We start from the raw sequence: 25,428 nt of genomic DNA on the forward strand, positions 1-25,428 counted from the left end.
GCGCTCATGCGCTAGGCTGAACCAGCGACCGGGCGGACTTCTGGGGGCCACGGGGACTTGCCGCCGCGCCGCTCAATCCAAGGAGGTGCCAGATGAAGCTCTACCATTTCCCGGCTTCGCCGAACTCGCGTCGGGTGCAGCTGACCGCGGCGTATTTGGGCATCGCGTTCGACGAGCAGCAGGTCGTCGACATCACGAAGGGCGAGCAGAAAACGCCCGAATACCTCGCATTGAATCCGAACGGATTCACGCCGACGCTGGTGGACGGCGATCTGGTGCTGTGGGAGTCGCGCGCGATCGCGCAGTACCTGGCGTCGAAGAAGCCGGAGGCGGGCCTGCTTGGCCGTAACGAGACTGAGCGTGCGGACATTGCGCGCTGGCAGTGCTGGGACGTCGGGCACCTGATGCCGAACATGTTTACCTTGGTGTGGGAAGTGCTGGTGAAGGCGATGCTGAAGCTCGGGCCGCCCGATCAGCCGGCGGTCGACCGTGCCTACGAGCAGGTGAGCCGTTTTCTGCAAGTGCTCGATACGAGCCTTAAGGGGAAGAAGTTCTTGGTCGGCGAGACGTTGACACTCGCGGACCTGACAGTCGCGGCGTCGTTTACCTATACCGAGGCGCTGAAGCTGCCGGTCGGCGATTTCCCGCAGATGAAGGACTGGTTCGGACGGATGCAGGCGCTGGAGGCGTGGAAGAAGACGCAGCCGTGAGTCCGCTCAGCGATTCTCCGCAGGGATCGCCGAGGACGTCGATTCATAGAGTTCGAGCGGCAGGTCGTCCGGGTCGGCGAAGAAGGTGAAGCGGCGCCCGGTGAGTTCGTCGAGGCGGATGGGCTCGACGACGACGCCACGTTTCGCCAGTTGGCGCACGCTGGCGTCGAGATCGGCGACAGCGAAGGCGAGGTGGCGCAGGCCGCAGGCCTCGGGGCGGGAGGGGCGCGCCGGCGGCTCGGGAAAGGAGAAAAGCTCGATCTGGCCGCCGTCGGGTAGCGCGAGGTCGAGCTTGTACGAGCGGCGCTCGGCGCGATACGTCTCCGCGATCACGCGCAGCCCGAGCACTTCGCAGTAGAAGTCCTTCGAGCGCGCGTAGTCGGAACAGATGATCGCGACGTGATGGAAGCGTGCGAGCCCGACGCCGTTCATTTGCGTTGCCCCCGGCGTTCCCGGTCGTAACGGATCTTCATGACGAGGATGCTGAGCGCGAAGAACAAGGTGACGACGTTCGCGAGCAGCACCGGCCATGATCCGACCAGCACGCCGTAGGCGAGCCACAGCGCGACGCCGGTCGAAAACACGGAGTACATCCCCAGCGAGATTGCGCGGGCGTCGCGCGTGCGCCAGATATGCAGCGCCTGCGGCACGAAGGAAGCCGTGGTGAGGAGGGCGGCGAGGTAGCCGATGGCGTCGGTCGGGTTCATGGCCAATGTGGTCGCGTGGGGCGGGCGGACTATCCGCTGTTCCTCAGTCCGGCGGCGATGCCGTTGATCGACAGGTGGATGCCGCGACGGATGCGCTCGTCGTCGGCGCCGTCGCGATGGCGGCGCAGCAGTTCGATCTGGACGTGGTTGAGCGGGTCGAGGTAGGGGAAGCGGTTGCGGATCGAGCGCTTGAGCAGCGGGTTGGCGTCGAGGAGCTCGTGCTGGCCGGTGATCTTGAGCAGCGCGGCGACGGTCGCTTCGTGCTCTGCGCGGATGCGCGGGAAGATCGCGTCGCGTAGCGCGGCGTCGCGCACGAGGCCGGCGTAGCGGCTGGCGATGGCGATGTCGCTCTTCGCGAGCACCATGTCCATGTTCGACAGCAGGGTCGCGAAGAACGGCCAGTCACGGTGCATCGCCTGCAGGCGGTCGAGGCCGGCGGCGGCGTGGCGTTCCAAGTAGGCCGCGATGGCCGAACCGAAGCCGTACCAGCCGGGAAGCATCAGGCGGCATTGCGACCAGCTGAACACCCAGGGGATTGCACGCAGGTCCTCGATTGCGGTGTTCTTTTTGCGCGAGGCAGGACGCGAGCCGATGTTGAGCTGGGCGATCTCGTCGACGATCGTCGATTCGCGGAAGTACTGCTCGAAGTCGTCCGTTTCATAGACCAGCGAGCGGTAGGCGCGGAAGGCCGATTCGGAGAGTTCGTCCATTGCGGCGAGGAAGTCGGGGCGCGGGGCCGCCTCTCCACCAGAGAGCAGGCTCGCTTCGAGCGTCGCTGCGACCAGCACTTCGAGGTTGCGCCGGCCGACTTCGGGGTTTCCATACTTCGCGCCGATGACTTCGCCCTGTTCGGTGAGGCGGATCTGGCCCTGCACCGCGCCACCGGGTTGCGCGAGAATGGCCTGATAGCTCGGGCCGCCGCCGCGTCCGACGGAGCCGCCGCGGCCGTGGAAGAGGCGCAGGCGCACGCCCTGGCGGTGGAAGACGTCGACGAGCGCGATCTCGGCCTTGTAGAGTTCCCAGCCGGAGGTGAGGAAGCCGCCGTCCTTGTTCGAGTCGGAGTAGCCGAGCATGACTTCCTGCGTCCGGTCACGCGAGGCGAGCAGTCGCTGCCACGCGGGCAGGGCCAGGAGGCGGTCCATCACCGGTCCGCTTGCCTGCAGGTCGGCGATGGTTTCGAACAGCGGGATCACGTTCACCGCGAGCGTGCCGGCGCGCGGGTCGAGGAGGCCCGCTTCCTTGAGCAGGACGGCGAGTTCGAGCATGTCGGAGACGCCGTCGGCCTTCGAGATGATGCAGTTCGGCACTGACGCGACACCATAGCGGCGATGGGCTTCGCGCGCCATGCGGAAGATTGCGAGTTCCGAGGCGGTCTCATCCGTGTAGGCGTAATGCGGGGAGTTGAGCGGCCGCGCGGTCGCGAGTTCCGCGAGTAGGCGCGCGATGCGGGCCGATTCGTCGAGCTTGAGGTAATCGGTGCCGGGATGCGCGACTTCAAGGAGTTCGGCGACGACGCGTTCGTGCACCTCGGCGTTCTGTCGCAGGTCGATCGGTGCGAGATGGAAGCCGAATACCGACACGGCGCGCCGGATGCTGCGGAGTCGGCCACGAGCGAGGTCGCCCGAGCCGTTGCCGACGAGCGAACGATGGACGATCGCGAGATCCTCGGCGAGATCCTGCGGACTAGCGTAGGGCCGGACCGCATCGGTCGCAGCCGATCCGCCGAGCAATGCGCGCCGTGTCGCGGCGAGGCGCGCGCGGATGCCTGCGACAGCACGGCGGTATGGCTCGTCGCTGCGATGCGGCGAGCAGTCGGGCGAGGCGTCGGCGAGGGCGAGCAGTTCGTCCGAGGCCGGAACGAGCAAGGAGGCGAGCGAGAGCTGCGAGGCGAGGATCTCGAGCTCGTCGAAGTAGTGGTCGATGACGTGCTCGCACTGCATCGCGAGGGCCTGTTCGAGCATCGGCGCGGTGACGAAGGGGTTGCCGTCGCGATCGCCGCCGATCCAGCTGCCGACCTGCAGAAATGCGGGCAATTCGTGATTCGCGAGATAGACATCGCGCGCGGCGAGCTCGTCCTCGATGCTCGCATACAGGCGCGGCACTTCGCGCAGGAAGGTGGTCTCGTGATAGCCGAGGCCGTTCGTGACTTCGTCGACGACCGACAATTTCGCCGGCCGCAGCATCCGCGTCTGCCACAACGTCAGCACGCCGCGGCGCAGCGCATCGTCGTTCTCGCGGCGCTCTTCGGGCGTGAGCGTCATGCGGTCGCGCTGGTCGAGCAGGCGGGCGATCGCCGTCTGGCAGTTGAGGATGCTCTTGCGCTGCACTTCGGTAGGGTGCGCGGTGAGTACCGGTACGACCTGCGCGGTGGCGAAGAAGTCCGCAAGCGCGGCGGCGTCGAGGCCGGCGTCGAATGCACGGTTCATCGCGTGCGCGAGGCTGCCTTCGCGCGGCGCGGAGCCGGCGATCAGGTGCGCGCGCGAGCGGCGGATGTGGTGCTGGTCTTCGGCAAGGTTTGCGAGATGCGAGAAATAGCTGAAGGCGCGCACGACGTGCAGGGTGTCGTCGCGCGACAGCGCATCGAGCGCGGCTTCGAGTTCGTTGCGCGCGCCGTGGTCGTCGTCGCGATGGAAGCGGATCGAATCGCGGCGGATGCGCTCGATCGCCTCGAACACATGCTCGCCCTCGCGGGCGCGCACGGTGTCGCCGAGGAGCCGGCCGAGCAGCCGGATGTCGTCACGCAGGGCCTGGTCCTTGTCAGTGCTCACATCAGAGGTCAAAGCGGGGCTCCGGAAAGCGGAAGGCGCGCCGCGGGGAGGTCGTCCGCGCGACGCGGCCATGGGTGTAAAAAGAAACCGGCATCACCGCCAGGGAGTGAGCGTTGATGCGATGCCGGTTTGGGGAGTAATCGTGGGTCAGCGCGCGCGGAACGCTTTCGAGCCGGCGAAGCGGGCATCCGCGCCGAGTTCGCGTTCGATCGCGAGCAGGCGGTTGTATTTTTCGACGCGGTCCGAGCGGCTCGCCGAGCCGGTCTTGATCTGGCCGCAGGCGGTCGCGACCGCCAAGTCCGCGATCGTCGTGTCGCCGGTTTCACCCGAGCGGTGTGAGACGATGGATGCGTAGCCCGCGCCGCGCGCCATTTCCATCGCAGCGAGCGTTTCGGTCAGCGTGCCGATCTGGTTCGGCTTGATCAGGATCGCATTGGCGATGCCTTTCTCGATGCCGGCGGCGAGGATCTCGGTGTTGGTGACGAAGAGGTCGTCGCCGACGAGTTGCACGCGACGACCGAGGCGGTCGGTCAGTACGCCCCAGCCGGCCCAGTCGTCCTCGGCCATGCCGTCCTCGATGCTGAGGATGGGGTAGTCGCCGACGAGCTCGGCAAGGTAGCCGCAGAACTCGGCACGCGAGAAGCGTTTGCCTTCGCCGTCGAGGCGGTAGTCGCCGTCATGGTGGAATTCGGACGCCGCGCAGTCGAGCGCGAGCGCGATCTGCGAGCCGGGCTTGTAGCCGGCGCGTTCGATCGCTTCGAGGATCAGGTCGAGCGCCTCGCGCGTGCCGCTGACGTTGGGCGCGAAGCCGCCTTCGTCGCCGACCGAGGTCGGGAAGCCCTTCTTGTCGAGCAGCGTGCGCAGCGCATGGAACACGCCGACGCCGGCGCGCAGCGCGTCGCCGAAGCGCTCAAAGCCGTGCGGCACGATCATGCATTCCTGAATGTCGAGGCTGTTGTTCGCGTGCGCGCCGCCGTTCATGACGTTCATCAGTGGCACCGGCAGATCGAAGCCGCGCGAGGCGTCGCCGAGATGGCGGTACAGCGGGATCGTTTGCGCGTTTGCTGCGGCGTGAGCGGTCGCGAGCGACACGGCGAGCAGCGCGTTGGCGCCGAAGTTGGATTTGTCCGGGGTGCCGTCGAGCTCGCACAGCAGCGCGTCGATCGCGGCCTGGTCGCGGGCGTCACGGCCTTTCAGTGCGGCCGCGATCGGGCCTTCGACGTTGGCGAGGGCCTTGGTCACGCCCTTGCCACCGAAGCGCGCAGGGTCGCCGTCGCGCAGTTCGAGGGCTTCACGCGCGCCGGTGGAGGCGCCCGAGGGCACGGCGGCACGGCCGAGGTGACCGGAGTCGAGGCGCACGGTCGCCTGCAGGGTGGGGTTGCCGCGGGAGTCGAGGATTTCGAGGGCTTCGATCGAGGTGATGGTCGTCATGGTCGTCGTTCGGGAGCGTGTTCGTCGCAAAGGCTGAAGGAAAAAGGGCCGGTATCTGAAAGGTCTGGAGAGCGGCGATACCGGCCCGGGGAGAAAGCGTTGGCGCGTCTTACAGGATGAAGCGCGTATTGACGAAGTTCGACTTGTTGCCGAGCACGATGCTGTCGAGGAGCTTCTTCGACGCGGCGGTCTGCTTGGCGGCGACCATCGTGCGGATCGAGAACGAGCGCAGCGCGTCATGCACCGAGAGCGTCCCCTCGGCCGAATCCTTGCGCCCGGCGAACGGGAACACGTCGGGGCTCCTCTGGCATTGCGCGTTGAGGTTCACGCGGCACACCTGGTTCACCAGCGGATCGACGAGGTTCGCGATCTGGTCCGGATTGGTGCCGAAGATCGACACCTGCTGGCCGTGGTTCGAGGTGATCACGTACTCCAGCGCGGTCTCGATGTCCTCGAAGGGCGCGACCGGCACCACCGGGCCGAACTGCTCCTCGCGGTAGAGCTTCATGCCGTCCTTCACCGGGAACACCACCGCCGGGAAGAACAGCGTCTCGACCGAGGCGCCGCCGTTCTCGTTGAGCACCTTCGCGCCCTTGGCGACGGCATCGCTGATGCACTCGTCCATGTAGGCGACCTTCGCCATCTCCGGCAGCGGCGTGAGCGTCACGCCCTTTTCCCACGGCATGCCGATCTTGAGTTTGCCGATCTCCTCGCAGAAACGGCGCAGGAACTGGTCGGCGATCGCCTGATGCACGAGGATCATCTTGATCGCGGTGCAGCGCTGGCCGTTGAAGGACAAGGAGCCCGCGATGCACTCCTTCACCGTCAGTTCGATGTCCGCATCCGGCAGGATGATCGCCGCGTTCTTGGCCTCGAGGCCCAGCACCGCGCGCAGGCGGTTGGTCTTCGGGTGGGCCTTCTTCAGCTGGTCGGCGACCTTGCTGGTGCCGATCAGCGCCAGCACATTGACCTTGCCCGAGCTCATGATGTGCGGCACGACGACGTGGCCCTGGCCATACACGATGTTGATCACGCCCGCCGGGAAGGCGCTGCGGAACGCCTCCAGCATCGGGTAATACAGCAGCACGCCGAAGCGCGGCGGCTTGAAGAGCACCACGTTGCCCATGATCAGCGCCGGGATCAGCGTGCAGAAGGTCTCGTTCATCGGGTAGTTGTAGGGGCCCATGCACAGCACGATGCCGAGCGGCGAGCGGCGGATCTGCGCGATCGTGCCGTCGACGATCTGGAAGCGCGAGTTCGCGTTGTCGAGGTTCTTCAGCTCGGCGATGGTCGCCTTGATGTAGTCGATCGTGCGGTCGAACTCCTTCTCCGAGTCGGCGAGGCTCTTGCCGATCTCCCACATGATCAGGTTCACGATTTCGTGGCGGCGCGCGACGATCTGGTTGGTGAAGTTCTCGACGCAACTGATGCGATCGGCGACCGACATCGTCGGCCACTGGCCACGACCGTTGTTGTAGGCGCCCACCGCCGCAGCGATCGCCGCATCGGCTTCCGCCGTGCCGGTCACCGGGAAGCTGCCGAGCTCGACGTGGGTGAGGCTGCCGTCGGCGCCGCGCAGCGCGACCGGCGAATGCACCGGGCGCGTCTCGCCCTTCCAGATGTGCATCTCGCCGTTGAGCAGGATCGCGCGCTGGTGCAGCGGCGCGAGCACGCGGCACTCGGCGGGGATGTCGGATTCGGTGGGGAACAGGGCGTGCAGGCGGGATTGGATGGCGTTGGCGTTCATGTCTCTTCCTTTCTCTCTTTATCTCTCTCGTTGCGGTGGGGGCCGGTGTTCTCAGTTAGCAACTTCGCCGGCCGGCCAGGCGAGGCGCAGCAGGTTGGTGCTGCCGGGGGTGCCGAACGGAACCCCGGCGGTGACGACCACAGCCTGCCCCGGGGCGGTGAGGCCTTCCGCGCGGCAGTGCTCGACCGCCACCTGAACCATCTCTTCGACCGCGCCGGCCTCGATCGAGCGGCGCGAGCGCACACCCCAGACAACGCACAGGCGCCGTGCGACCGGTTGTGACGGAGTGAGGCTCAGAATCGGGGAGCGTGGCCGCTGGTGGGCGATGCGCAGAGCGGTCGCACCCGATGCGGTGAAGGCCACAGTGGCCGACACCGGCAGCGTGGCCGCGACGGCGCGGATCGCGGTGCCGATCGCGTCGGTGGTGTTGCCCTTCGGGTCGGCACCGACCGCTTCCATCAGCTGGCGCTGCAGCGGATCGGCCTCGGTGCGGGCGATGATGCGGCTCATCATCGCCAGCGCGTCGACGGGGTAGCGTCCGGATGCGGTCTCGGCGGACAACATCACCGCGTCGGCGCCGTCGAACACCGCGGTCGCGACGTCGGACGCTTCGGCACGGGTCGGTGCGGGGGCGGAGATCATCGATTCGAGCATCTGCGTCGCGACGACGACGGGCTTGCCCGCGCGACGGCACAGCCGCACGATGTGCTTCTGCAGGCCCGGCACGTCCTCGGGCGGCAGTTCCACGCCGAGATCGCCGCGCGCCACCATGATGCCGTCGGCGAGCGCGATGATCTGCTCGAGTTCGACGAGCGCCGCGGGCTTCTCGATCTTCGCCATCAGCAGGGCACGATCGCCGATCAGTTCGCGCGCCTCGACGAGATCTTCCGGACGCTGGACGAAGGACAGTGCCACCCAGTCGATGCCCAGTTCCAGGCCGAAGGCGAGGTCGCGGCGGTCCTTGGCGGTCAGCGCCGACAGCGGCAGTGCGACATCGGGGACATTCACGCCCTTGCGGTCGGACAGGCGGCCATCGGTCAAGGCTTCCATTTCCAGCACGCCGTCGCTCTTGGCAAGCACGCGCAGGCGCATCTTGCCGTCGTCGACCAGCAGCTCATGCCCGGGACCGACCGCGGCGATGATCTCCGGGTGCGGAATGGCCACGCGGCGGGCGTCGCCGGGGGTCGGGTCGAGGTCGAAACGGATGCGATCGCCGCGCGCGAGCGTAACGCCGCCGTCGGCAAAAGTGCCGAGGCGCAGCTTCGGTCCCTGCAGGTCGATCAGCACGCCAATCGGGCGCCCGAGGCTCTCCTCCAGCGCACGGATGCGGTGGTAGACGGCACGGTGATCGTCGTGGGTACCGTGGCTGAAATTCAGGCGGAAGACATCCGCCCCGGACTCGGCGAGCGCGCGCAGCGTCTTCTCGTCAGCACTCGCGGGGCCGACAGTTGCAATGATCTTGGTGTTCTTGCCTGGCATCTGGGGTCTCACGCGGTCATGACCGCAAGGGGGTTGATGAAAAGGGGCACAGGATCCGACTCGGCATCGAACTCGGCGCCGCACGCAAAACTGCGCCTCGCACCCGGCGCGAGGCGGATGGCCGACTCGCAATCCGGGCGATTGAACGCATCGGTCATCGCCTCGACCGGCTCGATCGCAATCGCGCGGCGTGCGTCGCGCGCGAGCGTGTCCGCGGTGAACACGTGGGTGAGACCGCTGCGCTGCCAGATCGTCAATTGCCGACCATTTGCGGGATCGCGCAGGCGGCTGCGGATCAGCCCGTCGGCATCGGGCGCGGCGTCCGCATAACAGCCGTCGAGCACGTCGGTACCGAGACGGCGGGGCAGGCGAAAGTCCGGCATCGACGCCTTGGCAATCGGTGCGAACGCGGCCTCGCCGGCCCGCGGGATCAGCGCGTTGTCGGTGACAATGCAACGCGTTGCCGGCACCGTCAGTTCGAGGCTCGCCAGCTCGGCATCGCCCAGACGGAAGTAGGGGTGCCAACCGGCGGCGCAGGGCGCTGCGCGGTCGCCGACATTCGTCGCCGTCACGACGAGTGCGATGCTGCGCGCCGTAAGGCTGACGCGCACATCGAATTCCAGCGCGAACGGGTAACCGGGGAAGGCGTCGGGCCCGATCACGCCCGTGAAAAGCACGCTGGCCCCCCTCGCCACTTCCTGAATATCGGCTACCGCGAGCTCCATCCCGCGCAGAAATCCGTGGTAGATCAGCCGTTCCGCCGCAGCGACACCGGGGAGCAGGTCGTGCTCGCGCCCGTCGAAACGGTAGCGGCCGTCCGCGATGCGGTTGGGGAAGGGCGCGAGAATGCCGTTGCGCACGCCGTTCTGGCTGGCGAGTTCCGCGGCCGAGACGTAACCATCGGTCAGCTCCACCAGCTCGTCGCCGTGGGGCACGCGCCAGTCGAGCAGGGTCGCGCCCCGAAGCGCAAAAACGGCATAGGCGCCGCTGTACTCGTCGCGCAGTTCGACCGCTGCGATGTCGGCGAACTCCACCTTCCGCACACGGAACGGATTCGCAACAACGCTCGCGACGGTCGCGGGCAGGGCAGTCATCTTGCGGAATCCGCCAGGCGCAGTGCGGCGGCCGCACGCGCGAGTTCGGTGATCGCTGCCCAGTCGCCGGCACGTACGCGATCGGCTGGCGTGAGCCACGAGCCGCCGACGCAGGCCACGTTCGGCAGCGCGAGGAAACCCGGCGCGCTCGCCGCATCGATGCCGCCAGTCGGGCAGAAGCGCAGCTGCGGGAAGGGGCCGCCCAGCGCCTTGAGCATGCCGATACCGCCGGCCTGCGCTGCGGGGAAGAGCTTCATCGCGGTATAGCCGGCTGCCAGTGCGTTGATCACGTCGGTGGGCGTCATCACGCCGGGCAGCAGCGGGATCGCCGATTCGCGTCCGGCGCGCAGCAGTTCCGCCGAGGCTCCCGGGCTGACAGCGAAGCTCGCGCCGGCTTCCGCCGCGGCGGCGAGATCCGCCGGGGTCACGACCGTCCCGGCGCCGACGATCGCGTCGGGCACTTCGGCGGCGATCGCACGGATGCTGTCGAGCGCCGCGGCGGTGCGCAGCGTCACCTCCAGTACGCGGATGCCGCCGGCAACCAGCGCGCGGGCCAGCGGCACGGCGTCGGCGACCTTGTCGAGCACGATCACCGGCATCACCGGGCTGGCGCCGAGCAGGGTTGAAATGTCCATTTATTCTGTCTCCGTGTGGGCTCAGGCCGTTTGCAGCGGGCCTGGCAGGGTCGAGCCGAAGGTGCTGGCGCCCTGTTCGGCGCCAGCGGCATTGGCGCGGGCATTGAGAAAGAGTTCGCGACCGACACCGTGCTGGTTCGCTTCCATGTCGGCGGTGGCGGGCTCGCGGGCCGCCCATTCGCCGGCATCGACGAGCACGTCGAGCACGCCGGCGTCGGCATCGAGGCGGATCATGTCGCCGTCGCGGACGCGGGCCAGCGGGCCGCCGGCGAGGCATTCGGGCGTCACGTGGATCGCCGCCGGAACCTTGCCCGAGGCCCCCGACATGCGGCCATCGGTCACGAGCGCAACGCGATAGCCCTGGTTCTGCAGCACCGTGAGAGCCGGCGTGAGCTTGTGCAGTTCGGGCATGCCGTTGGCGCGCGGGCCCTGGAAGCGGACCACGGCGACGAAATCGCGCGTCAATTCGCCGCGGCCGAAGGCGGCCAGCAGCGCATCCTGATGGTCGAAGACGATGGCTGGCGCTTCGACAATGCGGTGCTCGGGTTTCACGGCGGACACCTTGATCACGGCGCGGCCCAGCTTACCCTTCAGCAGCTTCAGCCCGCCATCGGCGCTGAACGGGTCGGCAGCGGGCCTCAGCACCGTCGCATCGAAACTGGCGCTCGCGGCCGGGCGCCAGGCGGCGCGCTCGCCGTCGAGCCAGGGCTCCTCGGCATAGCGAGCAAGCCCTTCGCCCATCACCGTCGTAACGTCGTCGTGCAGCAGGCCCGCGCCGATCAGCTCGCGGATCAGGAAGCCCATGCCGCCAGCCGCGTGGAAATGGTTCACGTCGGCACTGCCGTTCGGGTAAATGCGCGTCAGCAGCGGCACGGCCGCGGATAGCTCGGCGAAGTCGTTCCAGTCGATATGGATGCCCGCGGCGGCGGCGATGGCCACGAGGTGAATGGTGTGGTTGGTCGAGCCACCGGTGGCGAGCAGGCCGACGATGGCATTGGCGATGGTGCGCTCGTCAACGACCCGGGAGATCGGGATGTACTCGTTGCCGAGGCGAGTGATCGCGGCCAGGCGCTGGGCGGCGGCGCGGGTCAGGGCGTCGCGCAGCGGCGTGCCGGGATTCACGAAGGCCGCGCCCGGCAGGTGCAGGCCCATCACTTCCATCAGCATCTGGTTGCTGTTCGCGGTGCCGTAGAAAGTGCAGGTACCCGGGCCGTGGTAGGCGGCCATCTCGGCCTCCAGCAATTCCTCACGCGTGGCCAGGCCTTGGGCAAACTGCTGGCGTACGCGAGCCTTGTCGTCATTGGCGAGGCCGCTGGTCATCGGGCCGGCGGGGACGAAGATCGTCGGCAAATGGCCGAACTGCAGTGCGCCGATCAGCAGGCCCGGCACGATCTTGTCGCATACCCCGAGACACAGCGTGCCGTCGAAGACGTTGTGCGACAACGCGACCGCCGTAGACATTGCGATCACGTCACGGGAAAACAGCGACAGCTCCATGCCGGCCTCGCCCTGGGTGACGCCGTCGCACATCGCCGGCACGCCGCCGGCAAACTGGGCGACGGCCCCGGCGCTGCGCGCCGCCTCCTTGATGAGGGCGGGCATGCGTTCGAAGGGCTGGTGGGCCGAGAGCATGTCGTTGTAAGCCGATACGATTCCGAGGTTCGGCAGGCGTGCCTGGCGCAGCACCAGTTTCTCGTTGGGCGCGAAGGCGGCATAGGCATGGGCCTGGTTGGCGCAGGAAACGTGGGTGCGCGCGGTGCCTGCGGCCCGGGCAGCGGCTTCCATCCGGGCGAGATAGGCGGCGCGGGACGCCGCGCTGCGGGCACGGATGCGGTCAGTGACACGGGCGAGGACGGCGTTGGCGGTCATGGAGCCTCCTTGTGTGGCGGGGGAGTCGCCCTCCTGACTTTAATTGAGTCTGTTTGGCGACTTGCTTTTGCACAAGTGTAGAATTGCTACATGGCAAATTGCAAGTCCATTTTCGAAAAACTTCATGACCCGTCTCCTGTCCCGTGTCGACGCAGGGTGGCAACAGGTGCTTACACTTCGCTGTTACACCGACTATACATAAGGGCCTGGCGGATTTGACGGGAGATGTAGCGAAGTATCAGCAAGGCACAGCGGGCTTATCGTGAAATGTTGACTTTCTACAAACAAGCGTCTCTAATTTGATGTACATTTACTACCGATCCACTGCGAGCCTGATTTTCCGGGCAAGCGGCTGAATGACCCAAACCCGAACGAGGCAACAAAGTGATCCCACTCGATGCGTTCGATCTGATTCTGTTCGGCGGCAGCGGCGACCTCGCGATGCGCAAGCTGCTGCCGGCGCTGTATTTCCGTCACCGTGACAGTGCCCCCGCTACCGGCGCCAATGGCTGGCGCATCGTCTCGGTGGGGCGCGAGAACCTTTCGCGCGATGCCTACATCGCAAAGGTCGAGACCCACTGCCGCAAGTACATCGCGGCGGGCGACTTCGACGAGACGGCATGGACGGCCTTTGCCCGCTGTCTTGATTACATCCCGCTGGACGCCCGCCAACCCGGCGACTATGGGCGGCTGGCGACGCTGCTGGCCGACAATCCGGCGCGTGTGCGGGTGTTCTACCTCGCCACCACGCCGGGCCTCTTCGCCGCGATCTCCGACAACCTGGGCGCCACCGGGCTGGTCACGCCGGACAGCCGGGTGGTGCTGGAGAAGCCGCTGGGCCGCGATCTGGCCTCGGCCCGGCAGATCAACGAGGAGGTCGGCGCGACCTTCCGCGAGGACCAGATCTACCGCATCGACCATTACCTCGGTAAGGAGACGGTGCAGAACCTGATCGCGCTGCGCTTCGGCAATACGCTGTTCGAGCCCTTATGGAGCCGCGCCTGCGTGCGCGACGTGCAGATCACGCTGGCGGAGACGGTCGGCGTCGAAGGACGCGGGGAGTTCTACGATGGCATCGGCGCGCTGCGCGACATGGTGCAAAACCATCTGCTGCAGCTGCTGTGCATCGTCGCGATGGAACCGCCGGCGAGCATCGACCCCGACGCGATGCGCGACGAGAAACTGAAGGTATTGCGCTCCCTGCGCCCGATGACGCCGGAAGACGTCGCGACGCGCACCGTACGCGGACAGTATCGCGCCGGGGCAATCGACGGTCTTCCAGTGGCGTCGTATCTGGACGAGCCGGGCATTCCCGCCGGCAGCCGCACCGAAACCTTCGTCGCACTGAAGGCCGAACTCAACAACTGGCGCTGGGCCGGCGTGCCGTTCTATCTGCGTACCGGCAAGCGCATGCAGGAACGCCTTGCCGAGATCGTCGTGAATTTCCGCGACGTACCGCATGCGCTGTTCCCGTCCCTGAGCGGCGAGCGCGCGCCCAACCGGCTGGTGATCCGCCTGCAGCCGGACGAAGGGCTGGAACTGCACCTGATGGCCAAGGTGCCCGGCGACGAAATGCGCCTGCGTCCGGTGGCGCTCAACCTCGACTTCGCAGATACCTATCACGGCCGCCAGTGGGACGCCTACGAGCGCCTGCTGATGGACGTGATCCGCGGCAAGCTGACGCTCTTCATGCGGCGCGACGAACTCGACGCCGCCTGGCGCTGGGTCGAGCCGATCCTGGACGGCTGGGAGCAGGACACGGTGCCACCCCGGCCCTATACGGCCGGCACCTGGGGCCCCGCGGCCTCCAGCGCGCTGGTCGGGCGGGACGGGCTCGCGTGGCTGCAGGATTCCTGAACATGGGTGCCAATTCCAGACTGGCGCTGCCGAGCCACGTCGGGCAAAGCCTGTTCGACGATGAACGGAGCATGGCCGCGGCACTGGCCGACCGTGTCGCCGCCATGCTGCGCCATGCATTGGGGCAGCGGCGCACGGCCAGCCTGGTGGTATCCGGCGGACGCAGCCCGTTGCCCTTCCTGCGCGCGTTGGCGCACCGTGATCTGGACTGGCCGCGCGTGTCGGTGACGCTGGCCGACGAACGCTGGCTGCCCCCCGAGCACCCCGACAGCAACGCCGGCATGGTGCAGGCCAGTCTGCTGCAAGGGCCTGCCGCGGCGGCGCGCTTCGTACCGCTTTATGGTGGCGAGGACAGCCCCGAAGCCGGGCTCGCAGCCTGTGAATTGCGCTGTGCGGAGCTGTCGCGGCCGTTCGATGTGGTCGTGCTCGGAATGGGCGAGGACGGCCATTTCGCGTCGCTTTTCCCGGGCGTGCCGGGTCTGAGCAGCTTGCTGGCGGAAAACGGTCCGTCACTCGCCGCAGTGAATCCGCCCGGCGCCAGCCACCCGCGCATGACGTTCAGCCATGCGGCGCTGCTCGATGCGCGCCAGCTGCTGGTGCAGATCCACGGCCCGCGCAAGCGCGCCGTGATCGAGGAGGCCGCGGCGCGCGGCGATGCCGATTTGCAACCGATTGCCGCACTTCTGCAACAAACCCGAACCCCAGTGCAGGTATTCTTCAGCCCGGCCGATTGAAGCCAGGCCGCAGGATTCCCCTTGGATGCCTTGCCTGGCGCTCGAGACGGACCATAAGAAAGAGGTTACAGGAATGGACGACCTACCCATCATCACCCCGCCCGGGCAGATCCCGGGCAGTCCCGGCACGCGCCGGGCGAGCCCGCTCCTGGAGCGCATCGAGGCCAGTTTCGGGGATCTGCGCAAGTCCGAACGCGCCGTCGCCGACTTCGTGCTGGCGCAGCCCAACGAGGTGCTCAGCATCTCGATCGCGGAGCTCGCCTACCGTGTCGGCGTCAGCCAGCCGACGGTCGCGCGCTTCGTCAATGCGCTCGGCTTTACCGGCTTCAAGGACTTCAAGCTGCGCCTCGCGCAGAGTCTCGCCAGTGGCGTGCCCTATGTGCATCGCGATGTCGGTCCTGACGACTCGCTCGAGGAGGTCGCGCCGAAAGTCTTCAACCGCACGATCGGCGCGCTGATGAGCGTACGCAACCAGCTCGACGCGGTGCGCCTCGGGCGGGCCGTGGAAATCATCACCCGCGCCGGTCGCATGGAGTTTTATGGCGTCGGCAATTCCGGTATCGTGGCGGCCGACGCGCAACACAAGTTCTTCCGTTTCGGCATCCCGGCAGTCGCCTACAGCGACCCGCACATCCAGGGAATGGCCGCAACCCTGCTCGAAGAGGGCGATGTCGTCGTTGCAATCTCCGCCAGCGGCCGCACCCCGGAAGTGATCCGCAGCTGCGAGCTGGCGCGTGAAGTCGGTGCGGAAGTGATCGCGATCACCGCCAGCGGTTCCCCGCTGGCGCGCATCGCGAGCGTGGTGCTTGCCGCCGACGTGCCCGAGGATCCGGACCTGTATGCACCGATGACCTCCCGCATCGCGCACCTGGCGATCATCGACGTACTGTCGGTAAGCGTCGCGCTGGCGAGCGGGCCCGAACTGATCAAGCGCCTCGAGCGCACCAAACAGACACTGCGCGACAAGCGCATTCGAGGTTATGAGGGCTGACATGACGAAATTGACCAATTCGCCGGCCTGGCTTGCACTGGCCGCGCACCGCGCCGAGGCGGGCGACGCGCACATGCGCGACCTGTTCGCTGCCGATCCGGCACGCTTCGAGCGCTTCTCGCTGCGCGCCGCCGACCTTTTTCTCGACTACTCGAAGAATCGCATCGACCGCAGCAGCCTCGAATTGCTCACGGCGCTCGCGCGCGAACGCGGACTCGAAGCAGCCCGCGCGGCGATGTTCGCCGGCCGCCGCATCAACACCACCGAGGACCGTGCCGTGCTGCACGTGGCCCTGCGCAACCGCGGCGACGCCGCGATCGAAGTCGACGGCCACGACGTGATGCCGGCGGTGCGCGAAGTCCTCGACCGGATCGGCAATTTCGCGGACAAGGTGCGCAGCGGGGAGTGGACGGGATACACCGGCGAGCCGATCACCGACATTGTGAACATCGGCATCGGCGGCTCGGATCTCGGCCCCGTGATGGTCTGCCAGGCGCTCGCCGCCTGCGGCCACCCGCGACTGACGATGCATTTCGTATCGAACATCGATGGCGACCACCTCGCCGGCGTGCTCGCGCGGGTGCGTCCCGAGCGTACGCTGTTCATCATCGCGTCGAAGACCTTCACGACCATCGAGACGATGACCAATGCCGCGAGCGCGCGGGCGTGGTTCCTCGCCGGCGGGGCGAAGGACGCGGACGTCGCGCGGCATTTCGCCGCGGTGTCGACCAATGCCGAACGGGTCGCCGCCTTCGGCATCGACCTGGCGAACATGTTCGGCTTCTGGGACTGGGTCGGCGGGCGCTATTCGCTGTGGTCGGCGGTCGGCCTGCCGATCGCACTCCATGTCGGACGCGACAACTTCAACGCCTTGCTCGATGGCGCACATACGATGGATCGGCACTTCGTCGAAGCGCCGCTCGAGGAGAACATGCCGGTCATCCTTGGCCTGCTGGGGGTGTGGTACCGCGGATTCTTCGGTGCCGCGAGCATCTCGGTTGCGCCGTACGCACAGGCGCTCGCGCGGCTGCCGGCCTACTTGCAGCAGCTCGAAATGGAGAGCAACGGCAAGTCGGTTACGCGCGATGGCCAGCCGGTCGATACACCGACTTGCCCGGTGATCTGGGGCGAACCTGGCACCAATGGCCAGCACGCCTTTTTCCAGTTGCTGCACCAGGGCACCGACCTGATTCCGGTGGACTTCATCGCGCCACTCGCAGCGAGTCACGGACTCCCCGATCATCACCGCCTGCTCCTCGCGAACTGCATCGCGCAGAGCAAGGCCCTGATGGTCGGCAAGACGGCCGACGAGGTGTGCGCCGAGCTCGCGGCCGGTGGCCTGTCGGGCGAGGCGTTGGAGGCGCTGATGCCGCATCGCGTCTTCCCCGGCAACCGCCCGAGCAACACGCTGCTGCTGCCCGACCTCTCGCCGCGCTCGCTGGGTGCGCTGATCGCCCTCTACGAGCACAAGGTGTTCGTGCAGAGCGTGATCTGGGGGATCAACGCCTTCGACCAGTGGGGTGTGGAACTGGGCAAGCAGATCGCGACCCGTATCGCCGGCGAGCTCGCCGGCGGGGCGCGCGGCGAGCACGATGCATCGACGGCAGGGCTGATCGCCGCCGTGCGCGCGGCGCGCTGAGCGGGCAGGCCCGTCAGGCGGAATCAGCGGGAAACTGCGCCGTAGCGTCGACCAGCGCCTGCTGCATCGACGCCACGAAGGGATTGTGCCCGGCCTCGGGGACGATCCGTAGCCGGCTCCCCGGCACGGCGCGATGCAGGCGCCTGGCATTCTCGACCCCGCAGACGAGATCCTTCTCCCCATGAAGGATCGCGACCGGCAGGCAGCCGAGCGTCGCGGCGAGCTCGAGGAGGCGCGTCTCGCCGAGGAAACAGTGATGACGCAGGTAATGCGCCTGCACCCGATACTTCGCGAGCAGCGCCGCCTGCGTGTCCGCGTCCGGGAACTCGGGCAGCGGGGCAGGGGAGCCGCCGTCGAGCGTCGCCTCCCATTGCATCCAGCGGCGCACCGCTTCAGCCGCGACCAACGCATCGTCTCCGAGCACGGCATCGAACAGGCGATCCGGCAGCGCACGACCCCGATCGCCGGGGGCTGCCCGGTCGAGCGCCTGCCACGTCTGCGGGAACAGTCCGCCGGCCCCGGCAAAGAACCACTCCAGGTCCGCAGGCCCCGTCAGGAAGATGCCGCGCAGGATCACGCCGAGACAGGCGTCCCGATGCGCGGCGGCATACGCGACGGCGAGCGCAGCACCCCAGGAGCCGCCCGTGACCAGCCAGCGCTCCACCCCCAGGTGCCGACGCAGCCGCTCGATGTCGGCGACGAGATCGGCCGTGGTGTTGTGTGCGCATTCCCCGCGGGGCGTGCTGCGTCCGCAGCCGCGCTGGTCGAAGAGCACGATGCGGAAGCGCGCAGGGTCGAACAGCTGCCGCATGCGCGCCGAGAACCCGCTGCCCGGGCCGCCGTGCAGCACGACCAAGGGAAGGCCATGCGGATTCCCGCACTGCTCGAAGTAGATCGAATGTCCTCCACCCACCGGGAGCCACCCGCGCTGCCACGGTTCGATGGCCGGGTAGGGCGGCGATGGCGCGGGATCGAGGGGCGAATCCGTGGCTTGCATGCACTCGATCCTAACGCAATCCCCGAGGCGGGCGCAGACGGCCCGTCGCGCATCTCATGAAAATCGCTAGGTGAACTTCCCCACTTTTGTGATGTGCGTTCGGTAGCGGCGGTGCATCCTGTGCTCCGGCTCGGCAATAAGGCCGCGGTCGCTTCCTCGAACCACGACAGACGACACAGGAGACACATCATGAAATGGGAAACCCCCTCGGCTTGCGATTTCCGCTTCGGCTTTGAAATCACGATGTACATCGCGACGCGTTGAGCGTCCCCGGCACGGCCTGCGGATGCCGGTTCGTGCCGTCGCATGAGGAGGTGAGGGTGTGAAGATCAAGGTGCTCGGTTCGGCGGCGGGGGGCGGATTCCCGCAATGGAACTGCAACTGCCGCAACTGCGACGGCCTGCGGCGCGGAACGGTGCGTGCCCACGCACGTACGCAGTCGTCCATCGCGGTGAGCGGCGACGACGAGAACTGGGTGCTGTTCAACGCCTCGCCCGACGTGCTGCAGCAGATCCGCGCCTTTCCCGGGCTGCAGCCGGCACGCGCGCTGCGCGACACGGCGATACGCGCCATCGTGCTGATCGACGCACAGATCGACCACACGACGGGCTTGCTGATGCTGCGCGAGCACCGCGCTGCGCATCAGCTGTGGTGCACCGCCGCGGTGAGGGAAGACCTCTCGGCCGGCAATCCGCTTTTCAATGTCCTGTCGCATTACTGCGGCCTCGACTGGAGCGAGGTGCCACTTTTTGGTGCCTTCGCGATGCACGGCGTGCCCGGTGTCGGTTTCGAGGCGCTGCCGCTCACGAGCAACGCGCCGCCGTATTCGCCGCACCGCGACCGCCCGCGACCCGGCGACAACATCGGTGTGACGCTCGTCGATGCCAGGAGCGGGCGGCGGGTGTTCTACGCGCCCGGCCTCGGCGAGATGGAGCCGCACGTGTGGGCAACGATGCAGATGGCCGACTGCGTGCTCGTCGACGGCACCTTGTGGACCGACGACGAGATGATCCGCCTCGGTGCGTCGCAGAAGACCTCGCGCGCAATGGGCCACCTGCCGCAGTCCGGCCCCGGCGGGATGATCGAATGGCTCGACCGCCTGCCTGCGAGCACCCGCAAGGTGCTGATCCACATCAACAACACGAACCCCATCCTCGACGAGGACAGCGCCGAACGCGGGGAGCTTGCGGCGCACGGCATCGAGGTGGCCTACGACGGCATGGAGCTGTCGTTCTGAGGGGCGGTCCCCGCCGAACGTTGCACTGGAAGGAGAGAGGAAGATGGATTTCGACGTCGCGATCGAGGATGCCGCCGCAAGAGCCGTGCAAGCCTGTGCGGGCGATGCGCCGCCGCTGAGCCGCGAGGAATTCGAGTCCCGCCTGCGCGGCAAGAGCACGAGCTACCACATCCATCACCCTTTCCACGTGATGATGGCGGAGGGGCGGCTTACCCGCGCGCAGCTGCAGGGTTGGGTCGCCAACCGCTTCTACTACCAGATCGCGATCCCGGTGAAGGACGCCGCGATCATGTCGCACTGCCCGGATCGCGAGATCCGCCGCGAGTGGATCCAGCGCATCCTCGATCACGACGGCTACGAGATTGGCGACGTGAAGGACCCGGGCGGCATCGAGGCGTGGATCCGTCTCGGTGAGGCAGTCGGCCTCACGCGCGACGACGTCACTTCGCTGCGCTTTGTGGTGCCGGCGGCGCGCTTCGCGGTCGACGCCTACGTCAATTTCGCGCGCCAGCGCCCGTGGCAGGAGGCGATCGCGTCCAGCCTGACCGAGCTCTTCGCGCCGCACATCCACCAGCAGCGCATCGACACCTGGCCGCAGCAGTATCCGTGGGTCGATGCCGCGGGGCTGCAGTATTTCCGCAACCGCCTCACCCAGGCGCGGCGCGACGTCGCCCACGGCCTGCGCTTCACGCTCGACTACTTCAGCCGCAGCCGCGCGCTGCAGGAGCGGGCGCTGGAGATCCTGCAGTTCAAGCTCGACGTGCTGTGGGCGCTGGCCGACGCGATCATGCTGAGCCAGTGCGAGATTGAAATCCGCGGGGAGAAAGCAGGAGCGCGGGCATGAGCGCGGAAACCGGAACGGACACCTGCCCGCGCGTGTCGCGCCGCTTCCGCCTGCAGTGGGAAGAGGCGCAGAATGCCTGGGTGCTGCTCTACCCGGAAGGGATGGTGAAGCTCAACCAGAGCGCGGGCGAGATCATGCGCCGATGCGACGGCAGCCGCACGGTGTCGGCGATCGTCGCGGATCTGGAACAGGCCTTCGGCGCGAGCGGGCTCGCGGACGATGTCGCGAAGTTCCTCGAACTCGCGCGCGGCCAACAGTGGATCGAAGGGTAGGGGGAGCTGCGATGTCCGCTACAAGCATTCCGGCGCAACCCGGCCCGCCGCTGTGGCTGCTGGCGGAACTTACCTACCGCTGCCCGCTGCACTGCGCCTTCTGCTACAACCCGGTCGATTTCGCATCCAGCGGACCGGAGCTTTCGACCGACGACTGGCTGCGGGTGCTGCGCGAGGCACGCGCCGCGGGCAGCGTGCAGTGCGGTTTCTCGGGCGGCGAACCGATGCTGCGCGACGACCTCGAGCTCCTCGTCGCCGAAGCACACCGGCTGGGCTACTACACCAACCTGCTGACCTCGGGTGTCGGCCTCACGCCAGAGCGCGCCGCGGCGCTGAAGGACGCGGGCCTCGACCACATCCAGCTCTCGTTCCAGGACTCGACGCGCGAGCTCAACGATTTCCTGTCGCACACCCGCACCTTCGACCTCAAACAGCGCGTCGCCGCGCTGATCAAGGACAACGGCTGGCCGATGGTGATGAACTGCGTCATCCATCGCCTGAACATCGACTACATCGACCGCATCATCGAGATGGCGGTCGAACTCGGCGCGGAATACCTCGAGCTCGCCAACAGCCAGTACTACTCATGGGCGCTCCTGAATCGCGACCAGCTCCTGCCCACGCGCGAACAACTCGAGCGTGCCGAGCGCATCACCAACAAATACCGGGAAAAATACGGCGACCGCATCCGGATCTTCTTCGTGGTGCCGGACTATCACGAGAAGCGCCCCAAGAAGTGCATGAACGGCTGGGGCAACGTCTTCCTCACCGTGACGCCGGACGGCACCGCGCTGCCGTGCCACACCGCGAAAATGCTCCCCGGGCTCGCCTTTCCGAACGTGCGCGAGATGGGGGTGCGCGAGATCTGGTACGAGTCCGAAGGCTTCAACCGCTACCGCGGCGACGGCTGGATGAAGGACACGTGCCGCAGCTGCCCGGACAAGGAAAAGGATCTCGGCGGCTGCCGCTGCCAGGCCTACATGCTGGCGGGCGATCCGGCTGCAGCCGACCCCGTGTGCGACAAGTCGCCCGCCCACGGGGTGGTCGTCGAGGCCCTGGCCCGCGCCGAGTCGGGCGCCGGCCGGACCGCGCCGCTGGTGTTTCGCGATCCGGCCGCGTCACGCCGCCTCGCCGAGGGCGCAGGTTGAAAAGGATCAGCGGTGACCCCGGTAGCGCGAACCGTCGCGGTCGCTCCTGTAGCGGTAACCGCCGTCATGGCGGTCGCCCCAGCTGCGTTCGCCCCAGTGGCGGTGATGGCCGGAGCCGTAACCGTCGTGGCCCACGGGGAGCACGATACAGCCGCCGAGCAGGCCGGCAACGAGGAATGCGATGAGGAATTTGCCGAATGAGCGAGCCATGATTGACCTCCTTGTGAGTGGTCAACGCGCTGCCGGCATGCGCCGTGCACCGCTGAGCCTGACTGCTTTGTAAGACAGTGTATGGGGAGCCGCAGGCGCCCTCAGCCCGTTGTTCCCAACTCTCCGCGACGCGGCATGTCCGCGCCCCGTCGCGAGCACGTGATCGCGGCGGCGCGGGCCGCGAAGTCGAGCAGGCGGGCGAGAGTGGCGGCGTCCATCGTGGCGACCGCCACCGGGCCGAGCCGGCCCGTTTCCGCAAGGTGCGACAGCATCGCCGCCTGGAAGGTATCGCCCGCACCCACCGTATCCACCGTCGTGACGCGCGGGGCGGGCACGTCGGCCCGTCCCTGCGCATTCCACGCGCTCGCCCCGTCCGCGCCGCGCGTGACGACGACCAGCTTCGCCCCGTTCGCGAGCCAGCGCGCTGCGAGTGCCGCCTCGTCCGTTTCGCCGTACAGCAGGCGCACGTCCTCGTCGCTGATCTTCACGAGGTGCGCGAGGCCCGCGAGCGTGTCGGAGCGCTCGCGCCAGCGCTCCAGAGAGGGCTCCACGTTGAGCCGCACGTTCGGATCGTAGGCGATCAGGCGCCGGTCGCGCTCGCGGCGCACCAGCGATTCCAGCGCGGTCGCCACCGGCTCGACGACCGTTGCGTACGAGCCGAGATGGATCGCGCGCACCTCGTCCCCCAGCTCCGGCAGCTGCGCCGCCGACAGCAGGCGGTCGGCCGCGCCGTTGCCATAGAAGGCATAGCGGGGCACACCGGCCGCGTCGAGCTCGATCATCCCCAGCGTCGTCGGCGCATCGAAGCGCGGGCAGGGCGTCGTGTCCACTCCCTCGCGGGCGAGCACTCGCGCGAGACGGTCACCGAGCATGTCCTTCGCCAGACCGCTGAGGAAGGCCACCGGCTGGCCCAGGCGCGCGAGCCCGATGGCGACGTTGAAGGGCGAGCCGCCGGGGCGCGCATCGAGATGCAGGGCGTTGTCGGTCTCGTTGCCGATGAAGACGTCGAACAGGGCTTCGCCGCAGACTAGAAACATGATGAGGAACCGTCGAGGGGGTTGATGGGAGCGTGTCGGGCGACGTCAGCGCGGCGACGACCAGCCCTTGTAGCCCGACACGTTGTCGCGGGTCACCAGCGTCGAGGGGATCAGCACCATCGGGTTGGCGGGCTTCTTGCCGTTGAGGATGTCGTTGCCGATCACGACGGCCTGCTGCGCCATCAGCCACGGATCCTGGCTCGCCGAGGCTTCGACCTGGGTTTCGCTCTTGAGCGCGTTCTCGATGTCCGGTGCGCCGTCGACCGACGAGATCACGATGCCCTTGCGCTTGAGCTGGCGGGCGGCAAGGTCGGTGCCGATGGCCTGCGGATCGTTGATCGTGAACACTGCGTCGAGCTTCTGGAAGCGCGTCAGGTGGCCGAGCATCACGTTCATGCCGCCTTCGCGCGAACCCTTGCCATCCTGGTCGTCCGACAGCACCTTGATGCCGGGCGCCGCGGCGAACACTTCCTTGCAGCCCTTGACGCGGTCGATCACCGCCGACACCTGCGGCCCGTTCTGGATGATCACGTTGCCCTTGCCGCTCAAGCGCTTGACGATGTGCTCGCAGGCGATGCGGCCGGCCTGCACGTTGTCGGTCTGCACCGTCGCGTCGGCGCCCGCCGCAGCCACGTCAACCCCGACGACGGCGATGCCGGCCTTCTGTGCCTTTTTCACCGCCGGTTCGATCGCCTTCGCGTCGGCGGCGTTGAGCAGGATGAGATCGACTCCGGCGGAGATGAAGTTGTCGATCTGCGTGAACTGTTTGTTCAGGTCGTAGTCGGCCGACGCGGTGATGACCTTGGCGTTCGGGTACATCTCCTTCACCTTCGCTTCGGCCCCTTTCGCGATCGTGACGAAGAAGGGGTTGCCGAGCGAGCCGACGGTCACGCCGACGGATTTGATTTCGCGTGCCTGGGCGACGCCGGTGACGCAGGCCAGCGCGATGCCGGCGACGAGTGCTTTGCGAACGAACATGGATGTCTCCTGAACCGGTCTTATGTTTAGCCGCGACCCGGGACCGGAATCCGGGCCGTGGCGTGATCGAAAAAGGAAAAAGGCGGAGGTGGGGCGGGGCAGGGCCGATATGGGCGATCAGGTACGCGCGCCGCTCTGGCGGTAGCGGTCCAGCGCAACCGCGCCGATGATGACGAGACCCTTGATGATGTACTGCCAGATGTCCGAGACTCCCAGCAGCACCAGGCCGTTGGTCAGCACCGCGATGATCAGCGCACCGATCAGCGTGCCGAGGATGGAGCCGACGCCGCCGACGAAGCTCGTGCCGCCCAGGATCACCGCGGCGATCGCGTCGAGCTCGTAGGACTGGCCGAGCTGCAGGCCGTTGGCGGCGAGCAGTCGCGCGGAGGTCATCACCGCGCCGAGACCGGCGAGCAGCCCCGACATCGCATACACGAAGAGCAGCACCTTCCACACCTTGATGCCCGACAGGCGCGCCGCCTCCGGGTTGCTGCCGACCGAGTAGATGTGCAGCCCCAGCACCGTGCGGCGCAGGATGAACCACGAGCCGGCGATCACCGCGACTGCGATCCACACCAGCCAGGGCACGCCGAGCAGGTTGTCGTTGCCGATGAAGGCGAAGGGCAGGTCCGGGTTGAACACCGTCTGGTCGTCGCCGATCAGGCGCGCCATGCCGCGCACCGCGGTCAGTGCGCCGAGCGTCACGATGAAGGGCGGCAGCTTGCCGAACGCGACGAGGCTGCCGTTCACCAGCCCGAACGCAAGCCCGACCGCGAGGCCCGCGGCGATGCCGAGGAAGCCCCCGCCCGGCAGCGTAGAGCTCATCACCGAGACGACCGCCGCGGCTGCGAGGATGGCGCCCACCGACAGGTCGATGCCCGCGGTCAGGATCACGAAGGTCATGCCGGCCGCGAGCACGATGTTGATCGACGCCTGCTGGGCGACGATCGACAGGTTCTGCGCGGTGAGGAAGCCTTCCGCCAGGATGCCGAAGCCGAGCGCCAGCAGGATCAGCACCGGCAGCATGCCGACGGTACGCATCAG

General features: G+C 67.5%; 24 protein-coding genes. 10 read left to right on the forward strand and 14 right to left on the reverse strand.

Annotation, left to right across the window (positions count from 1 at the left end; all coding sequences use genetic code 11):
- Window positions 1–92 precede the first annotated feature (92 nt).
- Entirely contained in the window at window positions 93–710 is a 618-nt protein-coding gene (locus GPA25_RS19270; RefSeq protein WP_169262027.1) for a glutathione S-transferase family protein, read from the forward strand.
- A 6-nt stretch (window positions 711–716) separates the two neighbouring features.
- Here the strand turns inward: GPA25_RS19270 and gloA2 are convergent, their stop codons facing one another.
- From gloA2 to edd, 9 genes are all read right to left on the reverse strand, one after another.
- A complete protein-coding gene (gene gloA2 / locus GPA25_RS19275; RefSeq protein WP_169262028.1) occupies window positions 717–1,142 on the reverse strand; it encodes an SMU1112c/YaeR family gloxylase I-like metalloprotein in 426 nt (141 codons plus the stop codon).
- The gene (locus GPA25_RS19280) at window positions 1,139–1,417 is read right to left on the reverse strand and encodes a SemiSWEET transporter (RefSeq protein WP_169262029.1); all 279 of its coding nucleotides are present in this window, start codon (window positions 1,415–1,417) and stop codon (window positions 1,139–1,141) included. The genes gloA2 and GPA25_RS19280 overlap by 4 nt, the downstream gene beginning before the upstream one ends.
- Window positions 1,418–1,446: 29 nt before the next feature.
- Window positions 1,447–4,185 (reverse strand): phosphoenolpyruvate carboxylase, encoded by a 2,739-nt coding sequence (ppc, locus tag GPA25_RS19285; protein ID WP_169262030.1) that lies wholly within the window; start codon window positions 4,183–4,185, stop codon window positions 1,447–1,449.
- A 147-nt stretch (window positions 4,186–4,332) separates the two neighbouring features.
- Window positions 4,333–5,616, reverse strand: coding sequence for a phosphopyruvate hydratase (gene eno / locus GPA25_RS19290; RefSeq protein ID WP_169262031.1), 1,284 nt, complete (start codon window positions 5,614–5,616; stop codon window positions 4,333–4,335).
- Between the two features lie 109 nt (window positions 5,617–5,725).
- Window positions 5,726–7,363 (reverse strand): NADP-dependent glyceraldehyde-3-phosphate dehydrogenase, encoded by a 1,638-nt coding sequence (locus GPA25_RS23865; RefSeq protein WP_211163225.1) that lies wholly within the window; start codon window positions 7,361–7,363, stop codon window positions 5,726–5,728.
- A 51-nt stretch (window positions 7,364–7,414) separates the two neighbouring features.
- Window positions 7,415–8,842: a pyruvate kinase gene (gene pyk / locus GPA25_RS23870; protein ID WP_211163226.1), complete on the reverse strand. Its 1,428-nt coding sequence runs from the start codon at window positions 8,840–8,842 to the stop codon at window positions 7,415–7,417.
- Between the two features lie 8 nt (window positions 8,843–8,850).
- On the reverse strand, window positions 8,851–9,936 hold the full coding sequence (locus tag GPA25_RS19300; protein ID WP_169262032.1) for an aldose 1-epimerase: 1,086 nt from the start codon (window positions 9,934–9,936) through the stop codon (window positions 8,851–8,853).
- Window positions 9,933–10,571 carry a bifunctional 4-hydroxy-2-oxoglutarate aldolase/2-dehydro-3-deoxy-phosphogluconate aldolase gene (eda, locus tag GPA25_RS19305; RefSeq protein ID WP_169262033.1) on the reverse strand — a complete coding sequence of 213 codons (639 nt, stop codon included), beginning with the start codon at window positions 10,569–10,571 and terminating at the stop codon, window positions 9,933–9,935. Before eda ends, GPA25_RS19300 begins: the two co-directional genes overlap by 4 nt.
- Before the next feature lie 21 nt (window positions 10,572–10,592).
- Window positions 10,593–12,440 carry a phosphogluconate dehydratase gene (gene edd, locus GPA25_RS19310; RefSeq protein WP_169262034.1) on the reverse strand — a complete coding sequence of 616 codons (1,848 nt, stop codon included), beginning with the start codon at window positions 12,438–12,440 and terminating at the stop codon, window positions 10,593–10,595.
- A gap of 384 nt (window positions 12,441–12,824) precedes the next feature.
- Between edd and zwf the strand changes: the two genes are divergently transcribed.
- The 4 genes from zwf (at window position 12,825) to pgi (ending at window position 17,661) form a co-directional block, all read left to right on the forward strand.
- On the forward strand, window positions 12,825–14,297 hold the full coding sequence (gene zwf / locus GPA25_RS19315; RefSeq protein ID WP_169262035.1) for a glucose-6-phosphate dehydrogenase: 1,473 nt from the start codon (window positions 12,825–12,827) through the stop codon (window positions 14,295–14,297).
- Window positions 14,298–14,299: 2 nt separating this feature from the next.
- Window positions 14,300–15,031, forward strand: coding sequence for a 6-phosphogluconolactonase (pgl, locus tag GPA25_RS19320; RefSeq protein ID WP_169262036.1), 732 nt, complete (start codon window positions 14,300–14,302; stop codon window positions 15,029–15,031).
- Window positions 15,032–15,104: 73 nt separating this feature from the next.
- The gene (gene hexR, locus GPA25_RS19325; RefSeq protein WP_211163227.1) at window positions 15,105–16,022 is read left to right on the forward strand and encodes a transcriptional regulator HexR; all 918 of its coding nucleotides are present in this window, start codon (window positions 15,105–15,107) and stop codon (window positions 16,020–16,022) included.
- Window position 16,023: 1 nt separating this feature from the next.
- Window positions 16,024–17,661 (forward strand): glucose-6-phosphate isomerase, encoded by a 1,638-nt coding sequence (gene pgi, locus GPA25_RS19330; protein WP_169262037.1) that lies wholly within the window; start codon window positions 16,024–16,026, stop codon window positions 17,659–17,661.
- A 13-nt stretch (window positions 17,662–17,674) separates the two neighbouring features.
- Here pgi and pip read toward each other — a convergent pair whose 3' ends face one another.
- Window positions 17,675–18,658, reverse strand: a complete 984-nt coding sequence (pip, locus tag GPA25_RS19335) for a prolyl aminopeptidase (RefSeq protein ID WP_169262038.1) — start codon at window positions 18,656–18,658, stop codon at window positions 17,675–17,677.
- 189 nt (window positions 18,659–18,847) lie between these two features.
- Here pip and pqqA point away from each other — a divergent pair, with 189 nt between their 5' ends.
- Genes pqqA through pqqE form a run of 5 tightly spaced genes read left to right on the forward strand, consistent with a single transcriptional unit; the run spans window position 18,848 to window position 22,159 of the window.
- On the forward strand, window positions 18,848–18,922 hold the full coding sequence (gene pqqA, locus GPA25_RS19340; protein WP_076601006.1) for a pyrroloquinoline quinone precursor peptide PqqA: 75 nt from the start codon (window positions 18,848–18,850) through the stop codon (window positions 18,920–18,922).
- Window positions 18,923–18,980: 58 nt separating this feature from the next.
- Window positions 18,981–19,895, forward strand: coding sequence for a pyrroloquinoline quinone biosynthesis protein PqqB (pqqB, locus tag GPA25_RS19345; RefSeq protein ID WP_169262039.1), 915 nt, complete (start codon window positions 18,981–18,983; stop codon window positions 19,893–19,895).
- Window positions 19,896–19,938: 43 nt separating this feature from the next.
- Window positions 19,939–20,739, forward strand: coding sequence for a pyrroloquinoline-quinone synthase PqqC (pqqC, locus tag GPA25_RS19350; protein WP_211163228.1), 801 nt, complete (start codon window positions 19,939–19,941; stop codon window positions 20,737–20,739).
- Window positions 20,736–21,011, forward strand: a complete 276-nt coding sequence (gene pqqD / locus GPA25_RS19355) for a pyrroloquinoline quinone biosynthesis peptide chaperone PqqD (protein ID WP_169262040.1) — start codon at window positions 20,736–20,738, stop codon at window positions 21,009–21,011. Before pqqC ends, pqqD begins: the two co-directional genes overlap by 4 nt.
- A gap of 11 nt (window positions 21,012–21,022) precedes the next feature.
- The gene (gene pqqE, locus GPA25_RS19360) at window positions 21,023–22,159 is read left to right on the forward strand and encodes a pyrroloquinoline quinone biosynthesis protein PqqE (RefSeq protein ID WP_169262041.1); all 1,137 of its coding nucleotides are present in this window, start codon (window positions 21,023–21,025) and stop codon (window positions 22,157–22,159) included.
- 6 nt (window positions 22,160–22,165) lie between these two features.
- On the opposite strand, the gene GPA25_RS19365 is transcribed toward pqqE, so the two are convergent.
- The 4 genes from GPA25_RS19365 to GPA25_RS19380 form a co-directional block, all read right to left on the reverse strand.
- Window positions 22,166–22,369, reverse strand: coding sequence for a hypothetical protein (locus tag GPA25_RS19365; protein ID WP_169262013.1), 204 nt, complete (start codon window positions 22,367–22,369; stop codon window positions 22,166–22,168).
- A 101-nt stretch (window positions 22,370–22,470) separates the two neighbouring features.
- Window positions 22,471–23,406, reverse strand: a complete 936-nt coding sequence (locus tag GPA25_RS19370; protein WP_169262042.1) for a carbohydrate kinase family protein — start codon at window positions 23,404–23,406, stop codon at window positions 22,471–22,473.
- Between the two features lie 45 nt (window positions 23,407–23,451).
- A complete protein-coding gene (locus tag GPA25_RS19375; RefSeq protein WP_169262043.1) occupies window positions 23,452–24,384 on the reverse strand; it encodes an ABC transporter substrate-binding protein in 933 nt (310 codons plus the stop codon).
- 117 nt (window positions 24,385–24,501) lie between these two features.
- A partial coding sequence (locus GPA25_RS19380; protein WP_211163229.1) for an ABC transporter permease subunit occupies window positions 24,502–25,428 on the reverse strand: 927 nt, incomplete at its 5' end.

This window comes from Aromatoleum diolicum, assembly GCF_012910955.1.
Lineage (GTDB): Bacteria > Pseudomonadota > Gammaproteobacteria > Burkholderiales > Rhodocyclaceae > Aromatoleum > Aromatoleum diolicum.

Coding starts and splice junctions, on each gene's coding strand:
- GPA25_RS19270 (WP_169262027.1), top strand. CDS start 93: ATGAAGCTCTACCATTTCCCGGCTTCGCCGAACTCGCGTCGGGTGCAG.
- gloA2 (WP_169262028.1), bottom strand. CDS start 1,142: ATGAACGGCGTCGGGCTCGCACGCTTCCATCACGTCGCGATCATCTGT.
- GPA25_RS19280 (WP_169262029.1), bottom strand. CDS start 1,417: ATGAACCCGACCGACGCCATCGGCTACCTCGCCGCCCTCCTCACCACG.
- eno (WP_169262031.1), bottom strand. CDS start 5,616: ATGACGACCATCACCTCGATCGAAGCCCTCGAAATCCTCGACTCCCGC.
- GPA25_RS23865 (WP_211163225.1), bottom strand. CDS start 7,363: ATGAACGCCAACGCCATCCAATCCCGCCTGCACGCCCTGTTCCCCACC.
- pyk (WP_211163226.1), bottom strand. CDS start 8,842: ATGCCAGGCAAGAACACCAAGATCATTGCAACTGTCGGCCCCGCGAGT.
- GPA25_RS19300 (WP_169262032.1), bottom strand. CDS start 9,936: ATGACTGCCCTGCCCGCGACCGTCGCGAGCGTTGTTGCGAATCCGTTC.
- eda (WP_169262033.1), bottom strand. CDS start 10,571: ATGGACATTTCAACCCTGCTCGGCGCCAGCCCGGTGATGCCGGTGATC.
- edd (WP_169262034.1), bottom strand. CDS start 12,440: ATGACCGCCAACGCCGTCCTCGCCCGTGTCACTGACCGCATCCGTGCC.
- pgl (WP_169262036.1), top strand. CDS start 14,300: ATGGGTGCCAATTCCAGACTGGCGCTGCCGAGCCACGTCGGGCAAAGC.
- hexR (WP_211163227.1), top strand. CDS start 15,105: ATGGACGACCTACCCATCATCACCCCGCCCGGGCAGATCCCGGGCAGT.
- pgi (WP_169262037.1), top strand. CDS start 16,024: ATGACGAAATTGACCAATTCGCCGGCCTGGCTTGCACTGGCCGCGCAC.
- pip (WP_169262038.1), bottom strand. CDS start 18,658: ATGCAAGCCACGGATTCGCCCCTCGATCCCGCGCCATCGCCGCCCTAC.
- pqqC (WP_211163228.1), top strand. CDS start 19,939: ATGGATTTCGACGTCGCGATCGAGGATGCCGCCGCAAGAGCCGTGCAA.
- pqqD (WP_169262040.1), top strand. CDS start 20,736: ATGAGCGCGGAAACCGGAACGGACACCTGCCCGCGCGTGTCGCGCCGC.
- pqqE (WP_169262041.1), top strand. CDS start 21,023: ATGTCCGCTACAAGCATTCCGGCGCAACCCGGCCCGCCGCTGTGGCTG.
- GPA25_RS19365 (WP_169262013.1), bottom strand. CDS start 22,369: ATGGCTCGCTCATTCGGCAAATTCCTCATCGCATTCCTCGTTGCCGGC.
- GPA25_RS19370 (WP_169262042.1), bottom strand. CDS start 23,406: ATGTTTCTAGTCTGCGGCGAAGCCCTGTTCGACGTCTTCATCGGCAAC.
- GPA25_RS19375 (WP_169262043.1), bottom strand. CDS start 24,384: ATGTTCGTTCGCAAAGCACTCGTCGCCGGCATCGCGCTGGCCTGCGTC.